At 46.0% G+C, this 25,799-nt stretch carries 22 protein-coding genes and 1 riboswitch; of the genes, 20 read left to right on the forward strand and 2 right to left on the reverse strand.

Annotated elements, in window-relative coordinates:
* Positions 1-5: 5 nt before the first annotated feature.
* The 4 genes from KB186_RS19115 to KB186_RS19130 all read left to right on the forward strand — a co-directional run bounded on the left by KB186_RS19115 (position 6) and on the right by KB186_RS19130 (position 4,221).
* Positions 6-434 carry a BrxA/BrxB family bacilliredoxin gene (locus KB186_RS19115; protein WP_173611894.1) on the forward strand — a complete coding sequence of 143 codons (429 nt, stop codon included), beginning with the start codon at positions 6-8 and terminating at the stop codon, positions 432-434.
* 567 nt (positions 435-1,001) lie between these two features.
* Positions 1,002-1,709 carry an SDR family oxidoreductase gene (locus KB186_RS19120; protein WP_232774182.1) on the forward strand — a complete coding sequence of 236 codons (708 nt, stop codon included), beginning with the start codon at positions 1,002-1,004 and terminating at the stop codon, positions 1,707-1,709.
* A 242-nt stretch (positions 1,710-1,951) separates the two neighbouring features.
* On the forward strand, positions 1,952-2,506 hold the full coding sequence (locus KB186_RS19125; RefSeq protein WP_232774183.1) for an RNA polymerase sigma factor: 555 nt from the start codon (positions 1,952-1,954) through the stop codon (positions 2,504-2,506).
* On the forward strand, positions 2,503-4,221 hold the full coding sequence (locus KB186_RS19130; protein WP_232774184.1) for a DUF4179 domain-containing protein: 1,719 nt from the start codon (positions 2,503-2,505) through the stop codon (positions 4,219-4,221). Before KB186_RS19125 ends, KB186_RS19130 begins: the two co-directional genes overlap by 4 nt.
* Positions 4,222-4,280: 59 nt before the next feature.
* On the opposite strand, the gene KB186_RS19135 is transcribed toward KB186_RS19130, so the two are convergent.
* A complete protein-coding gene (locus KB186_RS19135) occupies positions 4,281-5,510 on the reverse strand; it encodes an MFS transporter (RefSeq protein WP_221866640.1) in 1,230 nt (409 codons plus the stop codon).
* Between the two features lie 186 nt (positions 5,511-5,696).
* Between KB186_RS19135 and KB186_RS19140 the strand changes: the two genes are divergently transcribed.
* The 8 genes from KB186_RS19140 to KB186_RS19175 all read left to right on the forward strand — a co-directional run bounded on the left by KB186_RS19140 (position 5,697) and on the right by KB186_RS19175 (position 15,217).
* Complete coding sequence (locus tag KB186_RS19140) at positions 5,697-6,683, forward strand: LCP family protein (protein ID WP_173611899.1); 987 nt, start codon at positions 5,697-5,699, stop codon at positions 6,681-6,683.
* Between the two features lie 71 nt (positions 6,684-6,754).
* Complete coding sequence (locus tag KB186_RS19145; RefSeq protein ID WP_221866639.1) at positions 6,755-8,206, forward strand: spore germination protein; 1,452 nt, start codon at positions 6,755-6,757, stop codon at positions 8,204-8,206.
* A gap of 11 nt (positions 8,207-8,217) precedes the next feature.
* A complete protein-coding gene (locus KB186_RS19150) occupies positions 8,218-9,342 on the forward strand; it encodes a GerAB/ArcD/ProY family transporter (RefSeq protein WP_221866638.1) in 1,125 nt (374 codons plus the stop codon).
* Positions 9,342-10,475, forward strand: a complete 1,134-nt coding sequence (locus KB186_RS19155; RefSeq protein ID WP_232774185.1) for a Ger(x)C family spore germination protein — start codon at positions 9,342-9,344, stop codon at positions 10,473-10,475. Before KB186_RS19150 ends, KB186_RS19155 begins: the two co-directional genes overlap by 1 nt.
* 107 nt (positions 10,476-10,582) lie before the next feature.
* Positions 10,583-10,699, forward strand: a riboswitch (SAM riboswitch).
* A 100-nt stretch (positions 10,700-10,799) separates the two neighbouring features.
* The gene (locus tag KB186_RS19160; protein WP_173611903.1) at positions 10,800-11,813 is read left to right on the forward strand and encodes a methionine ABC transporter ATP-binding protein; all 1,014 of its coding nucleotides are present in this window, start codon (positions 10,800-10,802) and stop codon (positions 11,811-11,813) included.
* On the forward strand, positions 11,814-12,479 hold the full coding sequence (locus KB186_RS19165) for a methionine ABC transporter permease (protein ID WP_173611904.1): 666 nt from the start codon (positions 11,814-11,816) through the stop codon (positions 12,477-12,479). It abuts the gene before it with no gap.
* A gap of 60 nt (positions 12,480-12,539) precedes the next feature.
* Positions 12,540-13,379: a MetQ/NlpA family ABC transporter substrate-binding protein gene (locus tag KB186_RS19170; protein WP_221866636.1), complete on the forward strand. Its 840-nt coding sequence runs from the start codon at positions 12,540-12,542 to the stop codon at positions 13,377-13,379.
* A gap of 188 nt (positions 13,380-13,567) precedes the next feature.
* The gene (locus KB186_RS19175; protein WP_232774186.1) at positions 13,568-15,217 is read left to right on the forward strand and encodes a peptide ABC transporter substrate-binding protein; all 1,650 of its coding nucleotides are present in this window, start codon (positions 13,568-13,570) and stop codon (positions 15,215-15,217) included.
* Positions 15,218-15,274: 57 nt separating this feature from the next.
* On the opposite strand, the gene KB186_RS19180 is transcribed toward KB186_RS19175, so the two are convergent.
* The gene (locus KB186_RS19180; RefSeq protein ID WP_221866635.1) at positions 15,275-15,724 is read right to left on the reverse strand and encodes an SRPBCC family protein; all 450 of its coding nucleotides are present in this window, start codon (positions 15,722-15,724) and stop codon (positions 15,275-15,277) included.
* A 115-nt stretch (positions 15,725-15,839) separates the two neighbouring features.
* Between KB186_RS19180 and KB186_RS19185 the strand changes: the two genes are divergently transcribed.
* The 8 genes from KB186_RS19185 (at position 15,840) to KB186_RS19220 (ending at position 25,608) form a co-directional block, all read left to right on the forward strand.
* The gene (locus KB186_RS19185) at positions 15,840-16,643 is read left to right on the forward strand and encodes a helix-turn-helix domain-containing protein (protein WP_221866634.1); all 804 of its coding nucleotides are present in this window, start codon (positions 15,840-15,842) and stop codon (positions 16,641-16,643) included.
* Positions 16,644-16,885: 242 nt separating this feature from the next.
* Complete coding sequence (locus tag KB186_RS19190) at positions 16,886-18,511, forward strand: peptide ABC transporter substrate-binding protein (RefSeq protein ID WP_221866633.1); 1,626 nt, start codon at positions 16,886-16,888, stop codon at positions 18,509-18,511.
* 423 nt (positions 18,512-18,934) lie between these two features.
* Positions 18,935-20,584 (forward strand): peptide ABC transporter substrate-binding protein, encoded by a 1,650-nt coding sequence (locus KB186_RS19195; RefSeq protein WP_173611910.1) that lies wholly within the window; start codon positions 18,935-18,937, stop codon positions 20,582-20,584.
* A gap of 134 nt (positions 20,585-20,718) precedes the next feature.
* Positions 20,719-22,311 carry a peptide ABC transporter substrate-binding protein gene (locus KB186_RS19200; RefSeq protein WP_173611957.1) on the forward strand — a complete coding sequence of 531 codons (1,593 nt, stop codon included), beginning with the start codon at positions 20,719-20,721 and terminating at the stop codon, positions 22,309-22,311.
* Positions 22,312-22,441: 130 nt separating this feature from the next.
* On the forward strand, positions 22,442-22,699 hold the full coding sequence (locus tag KB186_RS19205) for a hypothetical protein (RefSeq protein WP_173611958.1): 258 nt from the start codon (positions 22,442-22,444) through the stop codon (positions 22,697-22,699).
* Between the two features lie 41 nt (positions 22,700-22,740).
* Positions 22,741-23,217 carry a hypothetical protein gene (locus KB186_RS19210; protein WP_173611911.1) on the forward strand — a complete coding sequence of 159 codons (477 nt, stop codon included), beginning with the start codon at positions 22,741-22,743 and terminating at the stop codon, positions 23,215-23,217.
* 172 nt (positions 23,218-23,389) lie between these two features.
* Positions 23,390-25,045: an N-acetylmuramoyl-L-alanine amidase family protein gene (locus tag KB186_RS19215; RefSeq protein ID WP_173611912.1), complete on the forward strand. Its 1,656-nt coding sequence runs from the start codon at positions 23,390-23,392 to the stop codon at positions 25,043-25,045.
* A gap of 14 nt (positions 25,046-25,059) precedes the next feature.
* Positions 25,060-25,608: a GerMN domain-containing protein gene (locus tag KB186_RS19220; protein WP_173611913.1), complete on the forward strand. Its 549-nt coding sequence runs from the start codon at positions 25,060-25,062 to the stop codon at positions 25,606-25,608.
* Positions 25,609-25,799 lie beyond the last annotated feature (191 nt).

A 25,799-nucleotide genomic window follows, 5' to 3' on the forward strand; every position in this document is an offset into this window, starting at 1 on the left:
GCCCAATGATGTCTTATGAAGCATATATGAGCCAAGTCATTCAACCGATGCGCGATGAGTTGACTCGCAACGGTTTTCAAGAGCTTCGCACTGCTGAAGAAGTAGAGCAAGCACTGCCAAATGCAAAAGGCCTGACACTGGTTGTCGTGAACTCGGTTTGTGGCTGCGCAGCAGGACTCGCTCGTCCAGCAGTTGTACATTCCTTGAACCACACTACCAAGCCGGATAACATCTTCACTGTATTCGCTGGTCAAGACAAGGAAGCAACTGCAAAAGCTCGTGAGTATTTCGAAGGCTATGCTCCATCTTCCCCTTCCTTCGCGATCATGAAAGACGGCAAAATCATGACCATGATCGAGCGTCATCAGATCGAGAACAACGAACTGGCAACAATCGCTGGCCTGTTGACCAACGCTTACGACACTTACAAATAAGAAATGCGAAACATTTAAGAGGCGCCCGGTAACGGGCGTCTTTTTTGACAGACTTGGTGTTAGTAATCGTTTGAAATGGGGCTGTAGTGAAGAGAAGAATATTTCCAGTCTAGGCTCCAGGCTCCGTCCATCTGAGGGTTAAGACTGTCCGCTCCGAAGGGATTCGCGGGGAAACGCAAAAGTGGTAGCCGCTACGCCGTATGGGCACGGTTGCGTTTCTGTTGCCCGCGAATCCCTTCTCCGCTCGGTAGGACTCCACAAGTCGCTACGCCTGGAAATATTCTTCTCTGTCGTTACTGAGGACATTTCTTCATTCTTTCCAAAAAGCGAAACACGCCTTTAAGCGGCTACCTCTGAAATGCATCCTGAAGAGACCACTTTGGCCGCGGTTTCGCTTTTTGCATGGAGTCGTGCAGTCAATCCTCTAGGGGGTGGCCCTAGAAGCTGAGTGTTTTCTCCTGTTTCCTCCTCAACACTACAGCCCTAACTCAAATTTATTGGGAATTGATTTCCTTTTGTTACTATACTAAAATGTTTAATAAGTATAATAATGAAGGAGGATAGAAAATGAATAAGCTGGTAGTGATTACAGGCGTGACACGTGGGTTGGGCAGAGAGATGGTCGAGCGTTTTCACGAAGCAGGCTGGACAGTTGCAGGCTGCGGTCGTTCGGAAAAAGAGGTGCAAAGACTGCGCCAGCAATTCGGAGATCAGCATCATTTTTCTGTTGTCGACGTTTCGGTCATGGAGCAAGTGGAAAAGTGGGCAGAGGAAACCAAAGCCGCGGTGGGAGTTCCCGATCTGTTGATTAACAATGCTTCCATTATAAACCGGAACAGTCCAGTCATTGGGCTTGCAGCAAATGAGTTTTCAAGAGTAATGGACATCAATGTGAATGGTGTTTTCTATGTGATTCGCGCCTTTTTACCGTTTATGGTTCAGCGCGCAAAAGGAGGAGTCGTCGTCAATATCAGCTCGTATTGGGGAAGATACGGGGAAGCGTTTTTATCGCCGTACTGCGCTTCGAAGTTCGCTATCGAAGGATTGACGCAATCATTGGCAGCCGAATTGCCTGAGGGAATGGCGGCAGTGACGCTTGATCCAGGAGGCAGTATCGATACTTCTATGCTCCGTTCATGCTCACCAGAAGATGTGGACACCGCACCGAATCCGGTAGAGTGGAGCCATGTAGCGGTACCGTACATCATCAGTCTTGGTCCGAAAGACAACGGAAAGTCACTTACCTGCCCACCCGTGAGAAAAAGAACCAACTGAATATCATTGCCATTGTTTCATTAGCTGTCGAGATACCCTCGGCAGCTTTTTTGGTACCTGTCGATGGGAGACTTTATTCATCGATTATTTGACTTCCATAAATATTTTTCAAAAAAAGTTGCGATCTTTTTCCACCATTTTCCGTCGTATTAAGGTGTACAAGCAAAAAGGTGATAGCTGCGCAGCGTACCTTTTTGAACCTGTAGCCCTCGATACAGGTTTTGATATGGGGAGGAAGACAGATGCAGGACGACAGGCTGATCATTGAGGAGGTCCTCCAAGGGAACAAAGAGGCGTATTCTCAGATCATACAAAAATATAACAAAAGGGTCAGATTGCTCATTCGCAAGATGATCGGACAGCCGCATCTTGAGCAGGACATGGCTCAGGAGATCTTTATCAAAGTGTATTACCATTTGGGTGACTACAGCAAAAGCTATGAATTTGGTGCCTGGCTCTACAGGATTGCCACCAATTATTGCTTCGATGAACTGCGTAACAGGAAAAGATCGATTGCGGTTACGGATGCAGAGATCGAAGTGGCTACCAGCCAAACACCTGAAATGGAGTACCTTGCTAAGGAGCAGAGGGCCTTTTTGCAAAATCGAATGATGACCCTGGAGTCCAAATACCGCGTCGTCCTGGAACTGCGTTACCTCCAATTTTTGAGCTACGAAGAAATTAGCGAGGAGCTGGATGTTCCCATCAGTACGGTGCGAACACGTCTTTCCAGAGGCAGGGCCAAGCTCAAAAATGCCATAACGAATTCGGGGAAAGGAGGGGACCTCTACCTATGACATGCTTGGATACATTCATGCTGAACGCGTATTTGGAAGACAAGCTTCCTTTGCGAGTGAAACAAGACGTACAACGGCATCTGGATACATGCAGCGCGTGCCAGATCAAGTTTGAGCAATATTTGGATGAGCTGGATATACCCGATGATGAAACAGAAGATGTATGGCAGACGGGATCAACAATCCAAAATGTCATGGAAAAGCTCCCCGCATACCCGATGAACGTGCTCAAACCCGTTCAAAAACAACCGGTTCAAATAAATTGGAAAAAGCGGAGTGTGGATATTGTGAAGAAAACAACGATTGCAGTTGCAGGGTTGGCTATGGTAGTCACATTCGGAACAGCAGTTTCTCCTACGTTTGCGAGCTATATGAATGGGATCTATGCATCGATCAATCCGAGTGAGATAACGGTAACAAAAGGGCCTTACAATGCGAAACAAGTAGTCAACCTGTTTGATAAAAAGCAGACGGACATTGGCGTACTGAAAGCGGCAGAAAACGGGTTTGTACAGCCGCTTGACTTGAAGGCGACAGACCAAGGGCTGACCATGGAAATCAATGCGGTTGTAGCTGATCCCTTGCGTATCATAGTTCTGGGCTCTGTGAAGGACTCGTCAGGCAAAAAACTTCCTTCGTTCTGGAAGGATCAGTTCACGTTCATTTCAAGCGACAATTTGAATGAATTCAGGGAAGTTCGACTGAAAGATAAAAATGGCAAAGTAATCACGAGAATAGATGATAAATCGCAGGAATTGCTGCCCTGGCTGCCGCTGCCGAACGGTGAAAACTTCGCCTTCGGCTACCAAAGCGATATGGACGATTTCTTTAATGAAGCGAATCCAATGCCGGACGAATTGATTTTGGAAATGCGCGTGAAGCGCCTGACAGATACGAAAGGCACGTGGAATTTCGATATCCCGATTGATATGCGACCAGCAAAAGCAGCCATGAAAACAGTAGCGGTGAACAAGCAGTTAGAAACTCCGACCGGGACCACAGTGGAGTTAAAGGAAGCGCGCTTCGCCCCTACTGGTACGGAGCTGAAGTTTACGACCAGCAAGCCAGATAGAAAACTACAGGGCATTCGTTACGAGCTCGTGGATGAAACGGGTACCGTAGTGGGCAAATGGGATGACATGATGCACGACGATGAAAGGGATGACAATCTCGTTATGATAGCCGAGAGTTATGGCGCGGGGAGTTACTCGCACATGGACTATACTAGAAGGGAACCATTGACGAGTTGGGTTCATTCGTACATGCCAATAGACCCGGCCAAGAACCTGACACTGAAGCTCGATGCAGTCTATACAGCAGAAAAGTCAACGCTCCAGACAAAGCTGCCATTGGCTGAACTGAAAAAGAAACCGATCACTGTAAAAAGTGACGGAAATGAATTTACTTTTAAATCCGTGAAGAAGGAAATGGAAGATGATATTACGGTTTACACAATTGAAGTAGAGGGCAAGTTTGCCAAAGATATTGTCGGAGTTCCATACGAGTGGAAGGTGTCCGATGATAAGGGGAATGATGAAGGGGGCAATTTCTTATTCGACCAGACAGTCAATGAGGACGGCACATCGAACATCACAGGCCAACTGAAGGTTTGGAGTGAAAATGCAGATGTGAAGGAACTGACGGTTGGTTTCAACGCGATGTACAAAGAGCATAAGGCAGATTGGGAAGTATCCATTAAGGAAGAAAAGAAGTAGTGTAACCAAAAAGCCGCCAGTTCCTGAAAAAGGATCGGGCGGCTTTTTTGCAATTGAAATCAGTATTTAGCAACCTCTGCTTGTTTTTCCCGTTGAAAATAAGCATGTAACAGGCAAAGCAGGACCGAACCCGCAGAGACAAGTGTTGCCAAGAACAGAGCTGGATGAATTCCGCCATGGTCATACATGAACCCCATAGCCAGCGGCCCCAAGAGCCTTCCACCAGTTGTAATCGCCCCTACGACCCCCAAATAAAAGGGTGCATTCTCTCCGGTTTTTTCCGATATAAAAGTAGGGATAGTAGGCGAGATGAGCATTTCTCCAAATGTAGTGATAACCATTCCGACAACAAATGCGTAATAACTACCGTGGTAAGCCAGCATACACCCAAAACCGACAGCATACGCGATGGCACTGACGACGAGTTGGGCAGACAAGCTCTGATTCAACAGCCGCTTGATCCAGGAAGTGATGGGCTGCCCGGCAAAAATGATAATCCCGTTGATGGTCCACAGCCAGCTATACGAAGACAGCGGCATGCCTTGTTCGGTAATATAAGGAGCGACACCTGTATTCCATACCGTATTGGAAAAGAAAATCAATGCTGCGCCCAGGGCCATAAACAAGTACAATTGGTAGCGGAATAGCAGGGTAAAGTTGTTCTTCACGCGGTGCTTTTGTTGTTCTTCTTGGTTTTCCCCGACCAGCTCCTGATGGGATATATTCTTCATAAAAAGGAAGAAGAACAAGGCAAACAATAAGGTGCTCGTGCTGTTGAACCAAAAAGTAAGCTGGAAGGATAAAGTGGCAATGACGCCAGCCAACGCGGTTCCGATTGCCATCCCCAAATTATTGCCGACGTAGACGATGTTAAATAATTCGCGACGCTGCTCTTTCCAGCGAAAACCGATAAATGCTTGAATAGCCGGGAATGACAGGTTGAAGGTAAAACCAAGCCCCATCATAAGAATCAGGTAGACAGGCCAGCTCTGAACGAAAGGAATGGAAAACTGAATAAGTCCTTGAATAATCAATGCTCCGACAATAAGACGTTTGGCACCGAGTCGATGAAACAACGATCCGCCGATGAATTGGCCGAAGATTCCAGCCAGAGATTGGATCATCAAGACGAATCCGGCTTCTGTCATGGAGCGTTGCAAAATGGTATGTACGTATAAGGTAGTAAGCGGCCACATAAAAGCGCTCCCGGAGGAGTTAATAAAGCTGGCGATGAGGAAGAAAATGGCCTCACGTGGATAGCGATTGAGGAAAGCGGACGGTGATATCACGCGAATGCACCCCTTACCATTAAGGATAAGAATAGTATAGTCAATATTCTAAACTTTGTAAATTAAAATGTTTATAATGTCGCAGGTACCCAAATAAAGGCTGCTCCACTTTCCGCAAATTCGAGTATACTAATCAAAGTGGAGAGATGACATCAACTGAGGATAGAGAGAATAAAGGTGGACTTTATGAAAATATGGAAACGAGTGTTGCTTCTTTTGCTTGTCGTGATGGCTGCGACAGCTGGATATTACGGATACTCTTTTTATCAATTTACTCAAAATATTCAAGAGCCCAATATCGCACCGCCTAGTGGTGGGAATCCAACCAAAGCAGCAGAAATACCAGAGTGGGATGGCAAGGAACGTGTCAACATCCTGCTGATGGGAGTAGACCGCAGAGGAATGAAAAATAACGGGCTTCCTCGTTCTGACTCCATGATGCTGGTCAGCATCGATCCTATGGGGAAACGTTATGATATGTTTTCAATCCTGCGTGATACGTATGTAGATATTCCTGGTAAAGGTAGCTCGCGGATCAACTCTGCGATTGTAGAAGGCGGACCTGAGCTGGCAATGGAAACGGTTAGCCAGTTCACTGGACTTCCGGTAGATCGTTACGTGATTACTGACTTTGAAGGCTTCAAGGCTCTGATTGATGCAGTAGGCGGAGTCGAGATCGATGTAGAAAAAAACATGTACTATCATGACCCGACTGACAAGGGTGTCTACGATATTAATCTGAAAAAAGGTCTGCAAAAGCTGGATGGAGACAAAGCATTGCAGTATGTCCGTTTCCGCCATGATGCGACCTCCGATTATACACGGACCGAGCGTCAGCGGAAATTAATGACGGCAGTCGTAGATCAGATGAAAAATGGTACGACGTTGATGCAGCTTCCTACCATTTTGAAGGAAGTAACACCGTATGTTCAAACCAATATTAGCTCGGTGGACATGCTCAAGCTGTCTGCACTCGGATTAAAATTGAATACGTTAGAGCCAGGTAACTATCAGTTGCCGCCAATGGGGATGTTCCGCGAATCGCACCGCGCAGGTTCAGTTCTGGTTCCGGATGTCGATCAGGTTCAGTCGTTTATCCAGGAAAAAATCGCTCCTCCTACAGAAGCAACGGATCAAACCGTGGGAGAAAAGAAAAGCAGCACGCAAAACTAAGCGTGCTGTTTTTTTTGTATTTTTTAGGAAAGACTAACCATGATTTTCTAAGTACTGAGGTGACAGTGTCGATGGATCGAGAGAGTGCGCGCAATTGGTTTTCACATACTAGCGACTTGGTCACTGAACATATTGATGAGCCTGAGGGCCGCGTGCTACTTTTCTTTTTATCGACCATGGCGGATGCCAAAGTTGTTTACAGTGAGCTCATCCCGAAGCTACGCGAGATTTGTTTGGAGGAAAGCGGGATTGAAGTGATTGCTCAGCACCTAGGAGCGTCTAGCAGCAGCCGAGTCTTCGATGAAGGGGAAGCCATTGAGCGTTTACTCAGCGGTCATATTGTCATTCAAGTGGAGGAATCGTCCTATGGCTTGGCGTTCCCCAGTGATGGCTCAGTTGGCAGAAACATTCAAGCACCAGAAATCGAAACCGTTGTACTCGGCCCACAGATCGCCTTTGTAGAAGAACTGAATGTGAACATCTGCATCATTCGCAAATATATGTCTACCCCTAGATTGTTCCATGAACGATTGAGAGTGGGGAAAACCATACCGATGAATGTGTCGATGCTGTATATGAGTGGGACGGTAGATGAGGAAAATGTGAATACGGTGCGTCAACGGATTAATCATCTGGAATTGGACACCAGTCTGGATTCTACCATACTGGCTCAGCATATCGCAGACAATGAGAAATCATTATTTCCTACTCTTCAACAAACAGAGCGTCCAGACCGAGTCGTACACGGTTTGCGACAAGGGCAGATTGCCATACTCGTGGAGGGGAGCCCGTTTGCTTTACTCGGCCCCACCACCCTATTGCAATTTTTTCAGTCGCCAGATGACTATTACTTGCGCTGGAGTCTCGCTACTTTTAACAGGTTCATGCGAATCTTTGCCATGATTTTGTCCCTGATCCTGACCCCGATCTACGTGGCTGCGCTGACCTATCATTACGAGATGATTCCAGCTGATCTGTTGCTTTCTCTCGCGCAATCGCGCTCTCGGGTACCGTTTCCACCACTGTGGGAGGCCATCTTGATGGAGCTGATCATTGAACTTTTGCGGGAAGCGGGAGCGAGGCTCCCGACCAAGGTCGGTCAGACGATTGGTATTGTAGGCGGTATTGTTATCGGACAAGCTATCGTTCAGGCCGGATTCACCAGCAATATTTTGATTATTATCGTTGCCCTTGGAGCTTTGTCATCCTTTATCGCGCCTAGCTATATGATCGGTTCTACAATCCGGGTGGTTCGTTTTCCGATGATTTTGCTGGCAGGTGTGCTGGGTGCATTAGGCATTGTGGTCGGATTTAGTTTTTTAGCCAGTCATTTGCTTCGCCAGACCAGTCTGGGCCGTCCTTATATGTACCCGATTTATCCCGTGCGATTTTCAGATTGGAAGGATGGCTTTATACGCGCTCCCTTATCCTCCCTTTCGGAACGGCTCAAGTTTTTTAACCCAAAACGAATATCACGCTTTGACAGGGATAGAGCCAAAGAGAAGAAAGACATTGACGAGTGAGCGAGGCGGCTATGAAGATCAACATCGATGTAAGCAAGGACAATACGATAACGGCATTTCTTGCAGGGGTTCTTGTGCATGGCACGCAGTTAGGGATGGGCATTTTGGGCTTCCAACGAATCATTGCCAAGGAAGCGGGGCACGATGCTTGGATATCTGTCGTACTCGCTGCCTTGTTTACTCATCTTACGGTGATGACCATTAACAAGACCTTGCAAAAATACCCCTCAGCCGATATTTACGGAATTCAGGAAGATGTGTTTGGAAAGTGGCTGGGAACAGTCATTAGCATCATTTATTTGACCTATTTTTTTGTGTCGGCTGGAGTCATTTTACGCACCTACATTGAAGTTGTCCAAACCTGGATGTTTCCGAATTTACCTACGTGGGTTCTGTCAGGAATCATCCTGTTTCTAGCGTTTTACACAGTCGTAGGGGGGATAAGAGTCATCGCAGGCTATGCATTGTTCTCCTTTATGGTCACGATATGGATGATATTTGAGTTATATTTCCCCTTGAAATTTGCCAGGTGGGAATATTTGTTTCCCGTCATGGACACCAGCCTGGAGAACCTTTTCAATGGAATGATTGCCATGTCTTTGACCAGTGCCGGCTTTGAGATCCTCTACGTTGCCTATCCATATGTACAAAATAAAGAGAGGGTACCAAAAAGTGTACAGTTGGGGGTGCTGGTGACGTATCTGATCTATTTGCTAGTCATGATTGTGGCGCTGGTCTTTTTTAGTCAGGGTCAGCTCATGAGAACGATCTGGGCGACACTCAATATGCAAAAGATGGTGTACCTCCCTATTCTGGAAAGGTTTGAGCTGGTTGTCATTTCGTTATGGCTTCTCGTGATCTTGCCGAATATCATGCTGTATTTGTGGGCTTCTGCCCGAGGTCTCAAGCGCTTGTTCGGATTCAATCTACGTCATTCATTGTATTGGATTATACCCGTGATTTATGTAGCCTCCTTGTCGCTGCTTTCCAGGCAGGAGATGAGTCGGATCACGAATATTTACTCGCATATAACCCTGTACATTATATACGTGTACCCCTATTTTTTGTATCTGATGGTCTGGCTGAAGCAACGAAAGCAAAGGGCGAAACCAACCAGCAAAGGAGAGAGTGCCTGATGCTGCCCAAGCGTCTTTTTGCCTTGTGGTGTTCATGTGTCCTTGTTCTGGCAGGCTGTTCAGATCGGCAAATTTTTGATGAGACAGGACTTGCCACGTCTGTCGGCTATGATCTGTTAAAGGATGGAAACATTCGGGGGACAGCAATCATGCCCTCCATTAATCCGGAGGCGAAAGAAAAGATACAAGTTTTTTCAGCCACCGGTGAAACCAGCAAGGGAATTCGGGATCGGATCAATTTACAATCAGATAAAAGAGTATTGGGTGGGCAAATTCGTGTCGCACTCTACAGTGAAAAATTGGCGAAACGTGGACTTGGCAGTATCATTGACACGTTGTATCGGGATTCCTCTATTTCCAGCAGGGTTTATCTTTGCCTATTCGAAGGCGAAACATATGATATGTTAACGTATCCCTATTCTGAAGCAGGGAATATCGGAATCTATCTATACCGTATGATTGAGCAAAATATTGAAGGGGAAAAAATTCCGTCTTCCACCATGCATGAGTTTTTTCGAGCTTATTATGACAAAGGAATCGACCCGATCATGCCGTTTATTGCAAAAAAGGGAAATGAGCTGCAAATCAAGGGTATCGCATTATTTCAAGGGGACCGTTATGTAGGGTGGATCACACCAAAGGAAGCCTTTTTAATCAAGCTCATGCATGGGAAATTCAGGATTGGGAGCTACGATACTTCTGTCCCTGCTCATATTTTTGGCGAGGTGCACAAGAATCACGGAAGTAAAAATGATCGTGTGCAGCTTGTCTTTGATACGATTTCCAGCCATTCAAAAATCGAGCTGACCCAAGTATCTCCCCCGATCTTTGATATTTACATCCGATTAAATGCGCGGATTTTGGAATTAACCCTCCCGCTGAAGCTAGAGAATGCAAGGTTGATGAAAATCATGGAACATGCACTGGAAGAAGAGCTCGGAAAAGAACTGCAGAAAGTAGTCCACAAATTGCAGGACCTCAATGTCGATCCAGCTGGGTTCGGGATCGTGTATCGTTCAAATAGAAGAGGGAAGGCAAATATGACGCAGGCCGAATGGAGAAAGATGTTCAAAGATGCGACATTTCACTTTCACGTAAAGTCGACCATAATACGCAACGGCGTCATGGATTAAAAAACTTTTTCCTGCTATTACTATTGACGTGATATTTTCAAAAAGGATATAATCCGTTTTGTATCATCAAGAAATAGAAAAAACGAACATAATATACGTAGATATCTTTCTTATCAAGAGAGGCGGAGGGACAGGCCCTATGAAGCCCGGCAGCCGGTTCATTTTCGAATGAACGTCGCGGTGCCAATTCCTACAGGATTGTTTGGATCTTGTGTAGATGAGAAGGGTGGATGCGAACGTATACATTGCGTTGCAGCCCCTTTTTCGTTTATGAAAAAGGGGTTTTCATATTTTTATCAAGATTATGGTCGGGAGGTGGATGCGTTGATCCAACTGCGTCATTTGCATAAAAGCTATCAAGTTCAAGGTAAAACCATCCCAGCGTTAACGGGGATCGACCTTTCCATAGAGCAAGGCGAAATTTACGGGATCATTGGACATTCGGGTGCCGGGAAAAGTACATTGATCCGATGCATCAATTTGCTAGAGCGCCCAACTTCAGGGGAAGTTATTGTGGACGGCGTCGATTTGACAAAGCTGGATGAAGGGAAGCTGCAAGAAAAGCGCCGCTCAATCGGCATGATTTTTCAGCACTTCAACTTGCTGTCTTCTTCGACAGTCGGCGAAAATGTCGCTTTTCCGCTCAAGCTGGCAAAGCGTCCAAAGGCAGAGATTGATAAGAAAGTAAACGAACTGCTGAAGCTGGTGGGCTTGGAGGCACATAAGGACAAATATCCGTCCCAGCTGTCTGGCGGACAGAAGCAACGTGTCGGGATCGCCCGTGCGCTCGCGAATGATCCAAAAGTGCTGCTCTGCGACGAAGCTACATCGGCTCTCGATCCGCAGACGACGAACTCCATTCTGGGACTGCTCTTGGACATTAACCGCAAGCTGGGCTTGACCATAGTGTTGATTACTCACGAGATGCACGTCATTCGCTCTATTTGTGATCGTGTCGGCGTGATTGATGGAGGAAAGATCGTCGAGTCGGGTAACGTACTGGATGTATTCCTTCGTCCGAAGCATCCAACGACACAAGAATTCGTGGAACAAGTAGCAGATTCTACAGAGCTGCGCGAAGCAGTCGAGCACGAAAAAGCCTCGGGGAACCGCACGATTGCTCGTGTCACCTTCCTCGGAGAAAAAACGTACCAGCCGATCCTGTTCCAAACGATGCAAGAGACCGGTACAGTGTTCAGTATTTTGCAGGGAACAATCTCCCGCATGAAAGATACGCCGTATGGTCAGTTGGTGATCGAGCTGGAAGGCGATGTCGCACAGAATCAAAAGACCATCGAGACGCTGCGCCAACGTGGCTTGGAAGTAGAGGTGATATAAATGGACTGGACATTCGAAAATGTGGATTGGGCTGAAATCGGCGAAGGTACGATGGACACGCTCACGATGCTTGGCTTTTCCACCCTGTTTACCGTCCTGATTGGTTTGCCGTTGGGCATCATTCTGTTTTTGACTTCTCGCGGACAGCTTTTGCAAAACCGCACTTTTTATACGATCGCATCATTCGTTGTCAACGTATTGCGCTCGGTACCATTTATCATTTTGATGATCTTGCTGATTCCTGTGACGAAAATGCTCGTAGGAACCTCACTCGGTGTACTGGGTGCCATTCCGCCGCTCGTGTTTGGGGCCGCTCCATTTTTCGCACGTTTGGTGGAAACCTCTCTGCGTGAGATTGATAAAGGCGTGATCGAGGCCGCACAATCTATGGGTGCTTCCAATTGGCAGATCGTCTGGAATGTCCTTTTGCCAGAGTCTAGGTCAGGTCTGATCGCAGGTATTACGATCACGACGGTAACACTGGTCTCCTACACGGCAATGTCTGGGGTAATTGGCGGCGGTGGTTTGGGTGACTTGGCGATCCGATACGGTTATCAGCGTTTCCAAACCGATGTCATGATTGTGACTGTTGTTATTTTGCTGGTGATGGTACAGATCTTACAATCGCTGGGGGACCGTCTGGTTCTGAAATTCAGCCGCAAATAGGATCTTTCCATATAGATTTTCAAAAAATAAGATGAAATACATGCAAGGGGGAAATCATTCATGAAAAAGCTAGTCGTATCTGTACTTTCTACTGTATTGGCATTTTCTTTGGCAGCTTGCGGAGGCAAAACGGAAACAGCACCTGCTCCAGCTGAAGGCGGCGCACAAGGCGGACAAAAGGAAGTAACATTGAAGGTAGGCGCTTCTCCCGTTCCACATGCAGCAATCTTGAAATTTATTCAACCAAAACTGAAAGAACAAGGCGTGAACTTGGAAGTCCAAGAGTTCACTGATTACGTACAGCCTAACGTTCAAGTGAACGAAAAACAACTCGACGCAAACTTCTTCCAGCACAAGCCTTACCTGGAAGATTTCAATAAAGGACAAAACATGAACCTGGTGCCAGTAGTGGCTGTACACATTGAGCCATTCGGCGCTTACAGCAAAAAAATAAAATCGGTAGATGAATTAGCTGATGGCGCAACAATCGCGCTGCCAAACGACCCAACAAACAGCGGTCGCGCACTCGCACTCTTGGAGAAAAACGGCGTGATCAAACTGAAAGAAGGCGCTGGCATCAGCGGTACAGTGAAAGACGTTGTTGAGAACAAGAAAAACCTGAAATTCAAAGAAGTAGAAGCAGCAATGCTGCCGCGCGTTCTGGAAGAAGTAGATCTGGCGTTGATCAATACGAACTACGCGCTGGAAGCAAAGCTTGTTCCAACGAAAGACGCTCTGTTTATTGAAGATAAAGATTCTCCATACGCAAACTTCTTGGTAGCTCGTCCTGACAACAAGGATTCCGAAGCCATTCAAAAGCTGGCAAAAGAACTGAACTCACCTGAAGTGAAAAAGTTCATTGAAGATGAATACAAAGGCGCGATTATTCCAGCGTTCTAATGAAGAAATAATTGATCAATCAAAGAAACCCAACTGGCCTCCAAAGCTGGTTGGGTTTCATTTTTATTAATAATATAGTGAATTTTTATAAAATTTAGTTAAATCTATCTCGTCCCCGTTTTCAACTTATTTCCCGTCGAGTATATTGTGTTTGAAGTGGGAAAATATAGATAAGGGGGAATTTTCTGATGAATAGAAATCTCAAGTTGTTTCTTGGCGCGATGCTGGTCGCCGGAAGCATGTTAGCTGGATGTTCGACGAGTACGCAGCCATCAACGACAACCCCTCCGGCTGAGGGAACCGCAGCATCAGCTGAAAAGCCTGCAAATGCAAGGCCGCAGGTATTTCGGGCGAACATTGTGAGTGAGCCTTCGACAGCGGACCCCGGTCTTGCGAAGGATGCCACTTCGGGAGCGATCATCCGTGCTACTTTTGATGGCTTGACGCGTTTCGATGCAAATGCTAAGCCAGTGAACTCAGTAGCATCCGATGTGAAGCTCTCGGATGACAAACTGGTGTATACGTTCACGCTTCGCGAATCCAAGTGGAGCAATGGAGATCCAGTCACTGCCCATGACTTCGTGTATGCATGGAAGCGTGCACTCGGCAAGACATTTGGTGCCGAGTATGCCTATCAGCTGTACTACATTAAAAATGCAAAGCCAATTCACGAAGGCAAGATGAAACCCGACGAACTCGGTGCAAAGGCTCTCGATGACAAAACACTGGAAGTCACGCTGGAGAATCCAACGCCTTACTTCCTGGAGCTGACGGCTTTCTACACATACTACCCGGTTAACCAAAAAGTAGTGGAGGCCAATCCGAAATGGGCAAACGAAGCGGCGACGCACGTAAGCAACGGTCCATTTAAGATGACAGCGTGGGAGCACAAGAGCAAGATCGTGCTTGAAAAGAATGAGCACTACTGGGATAAAGACGTAGTAAAGCTCGATCGCATTGAGTTTGCGATGATCGAGGACGATAATACAGCCCTGTCCATGTTCGAGAACGGTGAGCTGGATTGGGCAGGCCAGCCACTCGGTGGACTTCCCACCGATGCGATTCCGTCACTAAAAGAGTCGGGCAAACTCGTTGTTCATCCAAAAGCAACGATGTATTGGTACAAGATGAATACGACAAAAGGGCCGCTCAGCAATGTGAAAATTCGTAAAGCACTGGCATACTCGGTAGATCGTCAAACCATCGTAGATAACATCACACAAGTCGGACAGGTGCCAACGATGGGGATGCTGCCGCAATCCATGATTATCAAAAAAGACGGATACTTCAAGGATAATGATGTAGAAACAGCGAAAAAGCTGCTGGAAGAAGGCATGAGGGAGCTAAACATGACAACGCTGCCTCCGATCACCTTGTCTTACAATCCAAGCGATAGACATAAGAAAATTGCCGAAGCGATTCAGGACCAATGGAAACAAAAGCTCGGCATTGATATAAAGATCATGGTGAAAGAGTCCGCCGTTCATTTGCAGGATATGCACGAACTCAATTACGAGATGGGCCGTATCGGTTGGAATGCAGACTTTAATGATCCAATGAACTACCTGGAAATGTTCCGGGATGGTAAAACAGGCAACAACGACACGGGCTGGGAAGATCCCTGCTACCAAGAGCTGCTGAAACAGTCATCGGTTGAAATTGACCCAGAGAAACGCAAGCAACTATTTGCAGAGGCTGAACAAATCTTTATGGATGCCATGCCGTTAATCCCGCTGTTCACGGATGTGGATGTGTGGGTGCAAAGTGACAAGGTGAAAGGCGTTCAAGTGGATGGACTCGGATTTATCGACCTGAAGTGGGCAGAGATGACAGAGTAACGAATAGAACAAAAATCCCGAGGCCAACGAAATTGCTGGACTCGGGATTCTTTTGTATTAGTAGCCAAAATCAAGTGTCTTGCCTGTCTCAGCGTACGTCTTGATCGACGAGAGCATCATTGGCCAATTGCTGCTGGCACTTGCGTGGGAGGGATGGTCTTTTGTCCATTGATCCTGAATCAGTGTCAGTTTGGTGCAGCCGCCAACCGGCTCTAAGGTAATGGTGACGCGAGTCTGCAATTCCGCATGATTCTCGTAATAGGCAGGACCAGGATGTTCAGTGAAACTGAAAATGTGATGAGGTTCAAACTGCAAGATTTTCCCGTATACATGCACCGTGTCGTCACCGGCTTTTCCCGGACCAACGTAGGCCATCTCATCGCCTACTTGAAAAGTTGAACGGATCGTACAGCCAAAGAAAGTACTCTTTACGCCTTCATCGGAAGTAAGGACATGCCAGACCTGCTCTGGCGTAGCACCAATGTAGAAATCGAAGCGAAGATCCATCGTTTTACCCCCTGATTTTTTCATTTGGGAATTGTAATCAAGTCTCCCAACTACTACTCTTACTATAAGAAGAAATCGGTAGTGTGTATTGTAAAAACACGACAGGAGGCGCACCTTGGAAAATCAGACTGCCAAGTTCCCAAAGGGTGTACTGCATGCCATGATTGGACAGAAAAAATTTTCGCTGGCCAGATACGAGCCATCTGCTGAAATCAGCTACTTCGTGCAGCATTACTGGGTCGTCCGGTGGGATTTGCGTAAGGAACTTCCTTACTTGCAAACCGTACTGGCTCATCCCAATGTGAATCTGGTGTTTGAAAAAGGAGCGACTGGTATTTTTGGTGTAGCCCGCACGACTTCCTCGCATCTTTTAGAGGGACAAGGTCAGGTGTTCGGAGTAAAATTCAGGCCCGGAGGTTTTTATCCGTTTCTGAATGCTCCGATATCAAAGCTGAGCGGAACTTCTACGAGTCTGGAAGCCGTATTTGGTGTTGCCACCGACCCGCTTGAGAAAGAAGTGCTAAGCCTGCCAGATGATGAGCAAATGAGGAAAAGGGTAGAAGCCTTTCTATTCGAACATTTGCCAAAGCCTGACCCGAATGTAGCGCGCATCAGTGAAATCGTCAGGATGATCCAGGCAGACCGATCCGTACTCAGGGTCGAGGATGCGGTACAGTTGACCGGTATGAACATGAGGACGATGCAGCGCTTGTTTGACCGTTATGTAGGGGTTAGCCCGAAGTCGGTTATCCAACGATACAGATTGCATGAAGCAGCCGAGCAGATTGATCAAGGAACGGTCCAAGATTGGCTGGATCTGTCTACCTCTCTAGGCTACTACGATCACTCTCACTTCATTCGAGATTTTCGAGCAATCGTCGGTGTAGCGCCAAACGAGTATCGACGAGCACAAATTTAATCATAGTGAACCCCTTCGCCTTCTGGCTGGAGGGGTTGTTTTCTTGCTGCATAATTTTTTATGTACGAGGCATACTTCATCATGATGAAACTACCATTTTTATTTCCTTTAATAGAATTTGATGTTTCCATAAAACATAATTAATTTTACTTAAAATGTCTTCAATATTACTAAAAATGCAGTATATTTGTGGAGTAGCTTTCAAGGAATCTTTACCGATAGAAAAAGAGGGGGTCAACACCGTGAAAAAAAGCGTTTTTGCAGCAATGAGTTCTATTCTGGTTCTGAGTGCGGCGCTGGCAGGCTGTGGCGGCGGCGAGAAAGCAGGCGAGCAAGGTAACAAACCTGCTGGTGAGCAAACAAGTGGTCCTAAAGAATTGAGAATGAACATGATGTCCGAGCCACCAACTGCTGACCCTGCATTGGCTGAGGATTCTACTTCCAGTGCGGTTCTGCGTGCAACATTTGATGGTCTCACTCGTATTGGCGAAGATGGCAAACCACATCCATCTGTAGCAGAAAAAATTGACGTATCCGAAGATGGCCTTACTTATACATTCACCCTGCGTGACAGCAAATGGAGCAATGGAGATCCAGTTACTGCAAAGGATTTTGAATTCGCTTGGAAGCGAGCGCTCAATCCGAAGACAGCATCTAACTACTCCTACCAATTGTATTACCTGAAAAATGCAGAAGAATACAACAAGGGTAAAGCAAAAGCTGATGATGTTGGCGTAAAAGCGAAAGACGATAAAACACTCGTCGTAACTTTGAAGAACCCAACACCATTCTTCTTGGAGCTGACTGCGTTCTATACGTACTACCCAGTTAACCAAAAAGTAGTGGAAGGCAGCGATAAATGGGCAGGCGAAGCAAAAACTCACGTGGGTAACGGTCCATTCAAAATGGAAACATGGGAACATAAGAGCAAATTGGTTCTCGTGAAGAGCGATACCTACTGGGATAAAGACGCTGTAAAACTCGACAAGCTCAACTTCTCCATGGTTGAAGATGCAAATACTGAGCTGTCCATGTTCGACAATGACGATTTGGATTGGTCCGGAGCGCCTCTGAGCGCACTTCCTACCGATGCGATTCCTGCATTGAAAGAATCCGGTCAAATGCAAACACGCCCGATCGCGGGTACGTACTTGTACAAATTCAATACGGAAGTTCCGCCGTTCAACAACGCGAAAATCCGTAAGGCGTTTGCTTATGCTATCGATCGTAAATCGATCATCGACAACATCACGCAAGCAAACCAAGAGCCAGCTATGGGTCTGATCCCGCCAACAATGGCAGTGGCAACAAGCCCTTACTTCAAAGACGGCGATGTAGAAGCAGCGAAAAAATTGCTGGAAGAAGGTATGAAGGAAGAAGGCATTACCAAAATGCCTACCCTGACTCTTTCCTTCAACACGTCTGAAGGTCACAAGAAAATTGCCGAAGCGATCCAAGACCAATGGAAAAAAGCACTCGGCGTAGATGTTAAGCTGGAGAACAAGGAATGGAAAGTATTCTTGGAAGATGTGAACCAAGGTAAATTCCAAATCGCACGTTCCAGCTGGACTGGTGACTACAACGATCCATACACGTTCTTGGACCTGTTCAAGGACAAAGATGGCGGCAACAACGACACGAAATGGGAAAATCCGAAGTACAAAGAGCTGCTGAACCAATCTGCTCTGGAAAAGGACCCAGAAAAACGCAAACAAATCCTGGCACAAGCAGAAGCTATTTTCATGGACGAAATGCCAGCAGCTCCAATCTACTACTACACACATTCTTATGTGAAAAAAGACAAAGTAAAAGGTGTAGTACTCGACGGTCTCGGTTTCGCAGACTGGAAATGGGCAGACATTCAATAAGAAAAAGCGCATAGCTTGTTGTGATAAAGGAAGGGTGCTTCGGCACTCTTCTTTTTTTTGTAAACCATTTTAAGCGAAAAGAATCGACCAGAGGATTGAAGGTGATAGTAGAAATTATAAAATTATAAATTAAATTACTATTGTCATTTTACTGAATGTGAATAAAATTGGGTGAATGAAAAAAGATATCAATAAATGAGGTTTTAATCCTCACCTCTGAAAAAGCTTGATATCATGCGGTTTTTCTTAGGGATATTGGGGTAGGAATGTTTTGGAAAATTTATTTATCGATCAACATATTTTACAATTCATTAATTCTCTTTATAAATAAATAAAAATTTATTAAATCATTCTAAAACATATTTAAAAAATATATAAAACCATGTATATTGATAAAAGATTTAGAAAAGGGGGATTACTTGTATGAAAAAGAATGTTTTCGTGGCAATGAGTTCTATCCTCGTTCTTGGCGCGGCACTCGCAGGATGCGGTGGCGGAAACCAGGCGGCACCGGCAGATAACAACGCTTCCGGAGCAAAGACAGAAAATTCTGCACCAGCTGGCTCTAAAGTACTGAAACTGAACCTGCACTCCGAGCCACCAACTGCTGACCCAGGTATCGCGGAAGATACAACTTCCAGCACCATCATCACTGCTACCTTCGAAGGTCTGACTCGCGTTGGTAAAGACGGTAAATACAATCCAGCAGCAGCAGAGAGCTACACTGTTTCTGAAGACGGTAAAAAATATACATTCAAAATTCGTGATAACAAATGGAGCAATGGCGATCCAGTATCGGCAAAAGATTTCGAATATGCTTGGAAACGCGCTCTTAATCCAAAAACAGCTTCCAACTATGCATACCAACTGTACTATGTGAAGGGTGCAGAAGCCTACAACAAAGGTAAAGGTAAAGTGGAAGACGTTGGCGTAAAAGCAATTGACGATAAAACACTCGAAGTAGAATTGACGAACCCAACTCCATTCTTCCTGGAGCTGGTTGCATTCAAAACATACTTCCCAGTTAATCCAAAAGTAGTGGAAGGCAACGATAAATGGGCTACCGATGCGAAAACAGTTATTGGTAACGGTCCATTCAAAATGGATTCTTGGGAGCACAAGAGCAAGCTCGTTGTTTCCAAAAACGATAACTACTGGGATAAAGACAACGTAAAATTGGACAAAATCGAATTCTCCATGGTAGAAGATGAGAATACAGAGCTGTCCATGTGGGAAAATGGTGAGTTGCACTGGGCAGGCGCTCCAACTTCTGCGTTGCCAACAGACGCGATCCCGGCTTTGAAAGAGTCCGGCAAAATGACAACTCAGCCAATCGCGGGTACTTACTTCTATCGTTTCAACACAGAAAAACCACCGTTCAACAATGTGAAAATCCGTAAAGCGTTTGCTTATGCGATCGATCGTCAAAGCCTGATCGACAACATCCTGCAAGCTGGTCAATTGCCTGCAACAGGCTATGTACCACCAAGCATGGCGCTGAACAAAGACGGTTTCTACAAAGATAACGACATCGAAACAGCGAAGAAATTGCTCGAAGAAGGACTGAAAGAAGAGGGTCTCACCAAATTCCCGGCACTTACTCTTTCCTTCAACACTTCCGAAGGTCACAAAAAGATTGCTGAGGCAATCCAAGACCAATGGAAGAAAAACCTCGGCGTAGACGTGAAGCTTGAGAACAAAGAGTGGAAGGTTTACCTGGATGATGTACACCAAGGTAAATACCAAGTGGCTCGTGCAGGCTGGTTGGGTGACTTCAACGATCCAATCAACTTCCTGGAAATGTTCAAGGAAAAAGACGGCGGAAACAACGATACTCGTTGGGAAAATCCGAAGTACAAAGAACTCCTGAACCAATCCGCTCTGGAGCTAGACCCAGAAAAACGTAAAGCAATCCTGGCTCAGGCTGAGCAAATCCTGATGGATGAAATGCCGATTATGCCAATCTACTACTATACTCAATCTTGGGTTAAGGACGACAGAGTACAAGATGTTATCATCGATGGTCTGGGTGCTGTTGACTACAAGTACGCAGATTTCGTAGAAAAGAAATAATAGCTGTGCATGTAAAAGAAGAAAGGTGCTTTACTCACCTTTCTTCTTTTTTTATCTATTTAACATCCAAATTTTTACTTTTTATTGTATACTATTTTTGGAAGATTCTATCAGGGGTTATTGGAGGGTGTATGATGAAGAAGAGTGTTTTTATGGTATTGAGTTCGGTCCTCGTTTTCGGTGGAATGATGACCGGGTACGAAGGTTCTATCCAAGCGGCTGAGCCTAAGGTATTAAGAATAAATCTGCAATCGGAGCCGCCTACAGCAGACCCTGGAATTGCGGAGGATACTACCTCTGGTACGATCATCACAGCTGTATTCGAAGGTCTGACACGTCTCGGAAAAGACGGAAAGGTGCACCCAGCCGCGGCAGATAGCTATACCGTTTCAGAGGATGGGAAGACTTATACATTCAAGATTCGTGAAGCAAAATGGAGCAACGGCGATCCAGTAACGGCACATGACTTCGAATATGCTTGGAAGCGCGCGCTCGATCCAAAGACAGATTCCAGCTACGCCTACCAGTTGTATTATGTGAAAGGCGCAGAAGCATTCAATAATGGGACCGGCAAAGCGGGAGACGTTGGGGTAAAGGCCATTGACGATAAGACGCTAAAAGTGGAACTGACAAACCCGACGCCATTTTTCCCGGAGCTGGTTGCTTTCAAAACGTACTTCCCGGTAAACAAGAAGGTAGTCGAAGGCAACAAAAAATGGGCTTACGAGGCAAAGACTGTTGTTGGCAACGGACCATTCAAAATGGAAAGATGGGAACACAAGAGCAATCTGACTGTCGTAAAGAACGAGAAGTACTGGGATAAAGCCAATGTAAAATTGGACAAAATCGAATTCACCATGATAGAGGATGAGAATACGGAATTGTCCTTGTTTGATAACGACGAGCTGGATTGGGCAGGTGCTCCAAACTCCTCGCTGCCAACCGACGCACTTCCGATTTTGAGGGAAGCTGGTATATTGAAAACTCAGCCAATCGCCGGTGCCTATTTTTATCGTTTCAATACAGAGCAAGCACCGTTTACCAACGCAAAAATTCGTAAGGCGTTCGCATATGCCATTAATCGTGAAAGCATCACCTCCGATATCCTGCAAGCTGGTCAAGTGCCGGCAACAGGCTTTGTGCCACCGAGCACGGCGTTGAACAAAGACGGTTACTTCAAAGATAATGACCTTGAAGTAGCAAAAAAATTACTGGTAGAAGGTATGAAGGAAGAGGGGATATCCAAACTCCCTCCAATTACACTCATCTACAACACATCCGAAGGTCATAAAAAAATCGCAAAAGAAATACAGGATCAATGGAAGAAAAACCTCGGCGTAGATATCGAGCTCGAAAATAAAGAGTGGAAGGTATACTTAGAAGACGTACACCAAGGAAATTATCAAATCGCTCGTGGAGGCTGGTTGGGTGACTTCAATGATCCCATCAACTTCTTGGAAATGTTCCAGGAAAAAGACGGCGGAAACAACGATACACGTTGGGGAAATCCAAAGTACAAGGAGCTTTTGAACCAATCCGCTCTGGAGAAAGACCCGGAGAAGCGTAAAGCCATTCTCATGCAGGCTGAGCAAATCCTGATGGATGAAATGCCAATCATGCCAATCTACTTCTACGTGAATTCTTGGGTGCAGAACGAGAATCTGAAAGATGTCGTGATGGATGGTCTGGGTGCTATCGATTTCAAATATGCGGATATTACTCCATAATGTAAACACGGATGAGAAGAGGTTTTTTACGACCTCTTCTTTTTTTCTGTCTCATGGACAAATGACCAATCCATTACGCCCTTGGCTACATAGAGTAAAAAGGAACTAACTGCAATTAGGAGGGATATTGATGGATATTGGTTCTTTGCTCAACATTGTTAAATCCATTCCTAAGGAAAAGCTGAGGACAGACGCGGGAATCAAGGAAGTCATTCGTGAAATGGCCAGAAAGTCAGGGAAAAAATTGACCGAGCAAGAGGTTAACGGGTATGCTGCGCAGTTTCGTCAGATGCAAAAAACAGAAAATGTCGGGAGTTTGTTGAATAAGCTTTCGAAAAAAGGTGTCACTGCAAAGGATTTGGAAAATATAAAAAAACGTTTTAGATAAGGGGGTAGAGTGAGGAGGGAGGTGGGATTATCGTTGAGAAAATGAAAGCGAAAAAGAAGCAGGCTGTCCCCAAGAACCATTTGCTAGAATCGATCAACAAACTTGCGGATGCGCAACATACAAACAATGCCCAAATGATGAGAGAAATGAGTCAGGTACGACAGGAACTACAGGATATGAAAAATACACTGGGGCGTCTTAAACAGGCACCACCAAAAGGTACAGGAGAACGGCGAGGTCTGTTGTTTGGAGGACGACGGAATACTGCCCAAGTGGAAGCTGTATCCCCGCCACAAAAGCCTGCCATTTCAATCGAAGATTTACTGCCGCTTTTACCGTATCTGGGTGACGCTATTCCCCAGTTGAAAAACCCAAAAGTAGCCGACTCCATTAAGGTGCTGTCGAATCCAGCTGTGATTTCGCTGATCCAGCAATTTCTTGCCAACGGGGGCTTGAACATGATAAAAAAACCTGTTCAAGAAGTAAGTAGGCAAGAGAGAAGGGGATTTTTTCGATAACAATTGATCAGTTGCAAAGACTGTCTCGCGGGGCTTGCGGAGGCGGTCTTTTCATTTTGGTACCAAAAGACTATAAACTTTACAGATCATCAAGCGTCTAATAGAATGGTGAACGTTGCACATTGGCTGACGCCACAATACGAAGAAAACAGACATCACGGAGGAGGTCAGGATGAAGAGACGATTTTACCCTCTGCTTTTTGCATTGCTGGTCCTGCTGCTAATCCCCGGTTGGGCGGTTGCAGCAAGCAGTGCCTCAGAGGAAGCTGTCAATCTCATGATTGGTGGACAGGCAGTAAGTGCTGAAGTACCGCCGGTCATCAAGAGTGGGCGCACGTTGGTTCCCGTTCGTGTCATCGCCGAAGGGCTAGGTGCAAATGTGGATTGGAATGACGCTACTCGAACAGCTGTTATTACCAAAGGCTCACAGCAGCTCTCCCTTACACTAGACTCCCGTACAGCAGTGTTGAACGGCAAACAAGTGAAGCTCGATACGCCGCCTGTTATTTCACAAAAGCGTATGCTGCTGCCACTGCGTTTTGTCGGGGAGTCACTTGGTGTTACAGTCGGGTGGGACAACAGTACACGTACTGTCATTGCGAACGAAACACCACAGGTCAAGCTGAATGGCAAGATGCCAACCCAGCCGATCAAGCTGTATCAAGTGGAAGACACGATGTACGCGTCCGCACAGGCCGTAGCTGAGCAAGTGGGACAAAAAGGCTTTGCGTGGAAAAGACCTGAGCGCGGGATGACGATTGATGATCAGTTAGTCCTCTCATTACGTCAATTGGAGGACGAGCTTGGAGGGTCATTTGCGTGGGACAAGAAAAATAATCAGGTTGAGATCGATCGCCTCAATATTATGAAAGATGTATCCGAGGACGGCGACCGTGTTCGTATTGAAACGACCATGCCTGTCATTCCTCAGTCGTTTGTAATGACTGGTCCACACCGGATCGTCTTGGATCTCCCACAAACCGCTTTGGATGATGATTTAATTGAAGATCTAAAACGTCAAGACGAGAAAAGCGATAGCGTAGGCGAATCCGAGCAAACGGTCTCCGCTGATGATGAAGACCAAGGTACAGATTCGGATTCGGATGAACTGAATCAAGCAGAACAAGCGAAAGAAGAACCTCTCATTACTAACCTGCGTTACAGCCAATACAGTGCATCTCCTGACACGGTTCGCGTCGTGATTGAGCTGAACCAAAAGAGCACGTATGAGCTGGCTTACACGAAAGACGGTATCGAAGTAAAATTGACGCCAAAGCCGAAGAAAACAGGCTACCTGATCGTCGTTGATGCCGGTCATGGAGGAAAAGACCCAGGTACGAAGGGCTCTGCTGGCAACAATGAAAAAGATTACAACTTGGCTGTCTCCAATAAGATTGTGGCTTTGCTGAAGCAATATCCAGAGTTTCAAGTCGTTCCTGTCCGCACAACAGATGTGTTTTATGAACTGTCAGAGCGTGTTGCTTTTGCCAATGAGTTAGAAGCCGACTTGTTCTTGTCTATTCACGCCAACGCATTCCCGAAACCGACGGCTGCAGGAACAGAAACTTTCTATTATAATGAAAACAGTAAAGACTTTGCCCAAGTGGTACATAAACATTTGCGTGGGGCAACGCAGTTCCCGGATCGGGGCTTCAAGAAGAGTGGCTTTTATGTGATCAAAAACACGAAAATGCCAGCAGTGCTGACCGAAACTGGCTTCCTCTCCAATCCACAGGAGAACGCGCAGCTGACGAATCCGGCATTCCAAGATAAAATCGCGAAAGCCATTGTTGCGGCTATTCGTGAATACTACGAGTCTTATCAGTAAGGGGGCTTATCACGATGAAAAAAAGTCGAGTGATCTGGATGGCAGCGTTAGTAATGCTGCTTTTGGCCGGATGTGGGCAAAACGCGACAGAAACACCACAGCCAACCACACCAGTAGAACAGCCATCTGGTTCAAAAACTGATCCATCGACAACAGAGCCGACTCTGAAAAAGCAAATGGTCACCGTTTACTATTCGGATAATAATGTGATGGAGCTGCAAAAAGAAGAGCAAGAGATCACGTTTGCAGAAGATATCGAGAAGTACAAAAAGACACTTGCCCTGCTGGAGACGCCTGTAAAGCCAGACGTGCACATTCCACTGTGGAAAGACTTCAAGTACCATTCCATTACAATCGATAAAGGCACTCTGACGATTGATGCAGATAGCAAAAATCAGTTCAACATGGGTTCAAGTGGCGAGACGATGGCTATAGATGCGTTGAAGAATACCTTCTTTCAATTCTCGGAAGTAAAGGAGATAGTCTTCTTGGAGGATGGCAAGAAAGTAGAAACGCTGATGGGGCACGTAGATCTCTCCGAACCATTGAAACGGGATAATTAATCATCACTATAAAGACGGCACACCCTGTTAATTGGGATGTGCCGTCTTTTTCGTAGAGATTGTGTTTCGTGTATAGTGGCTGTCGTGGGGAGAAGAATATTTCCAGTCTAGGCTCCAGGCTCCGTCCTGCTGGGGGTGAGACTGTCCGCTCCGAAGCGATTAGCGGGGAAACGCAAAAGTGGTAGCCGCTT

This window comes from Brevibacillus sp. AF8, from assembly GCF_021270385.1.
Taxonomy (GTDB): Bacteria; Bacillota; Bacilli; order Brevibacillales; family Brevibacillaceae; genus Brevibacillus.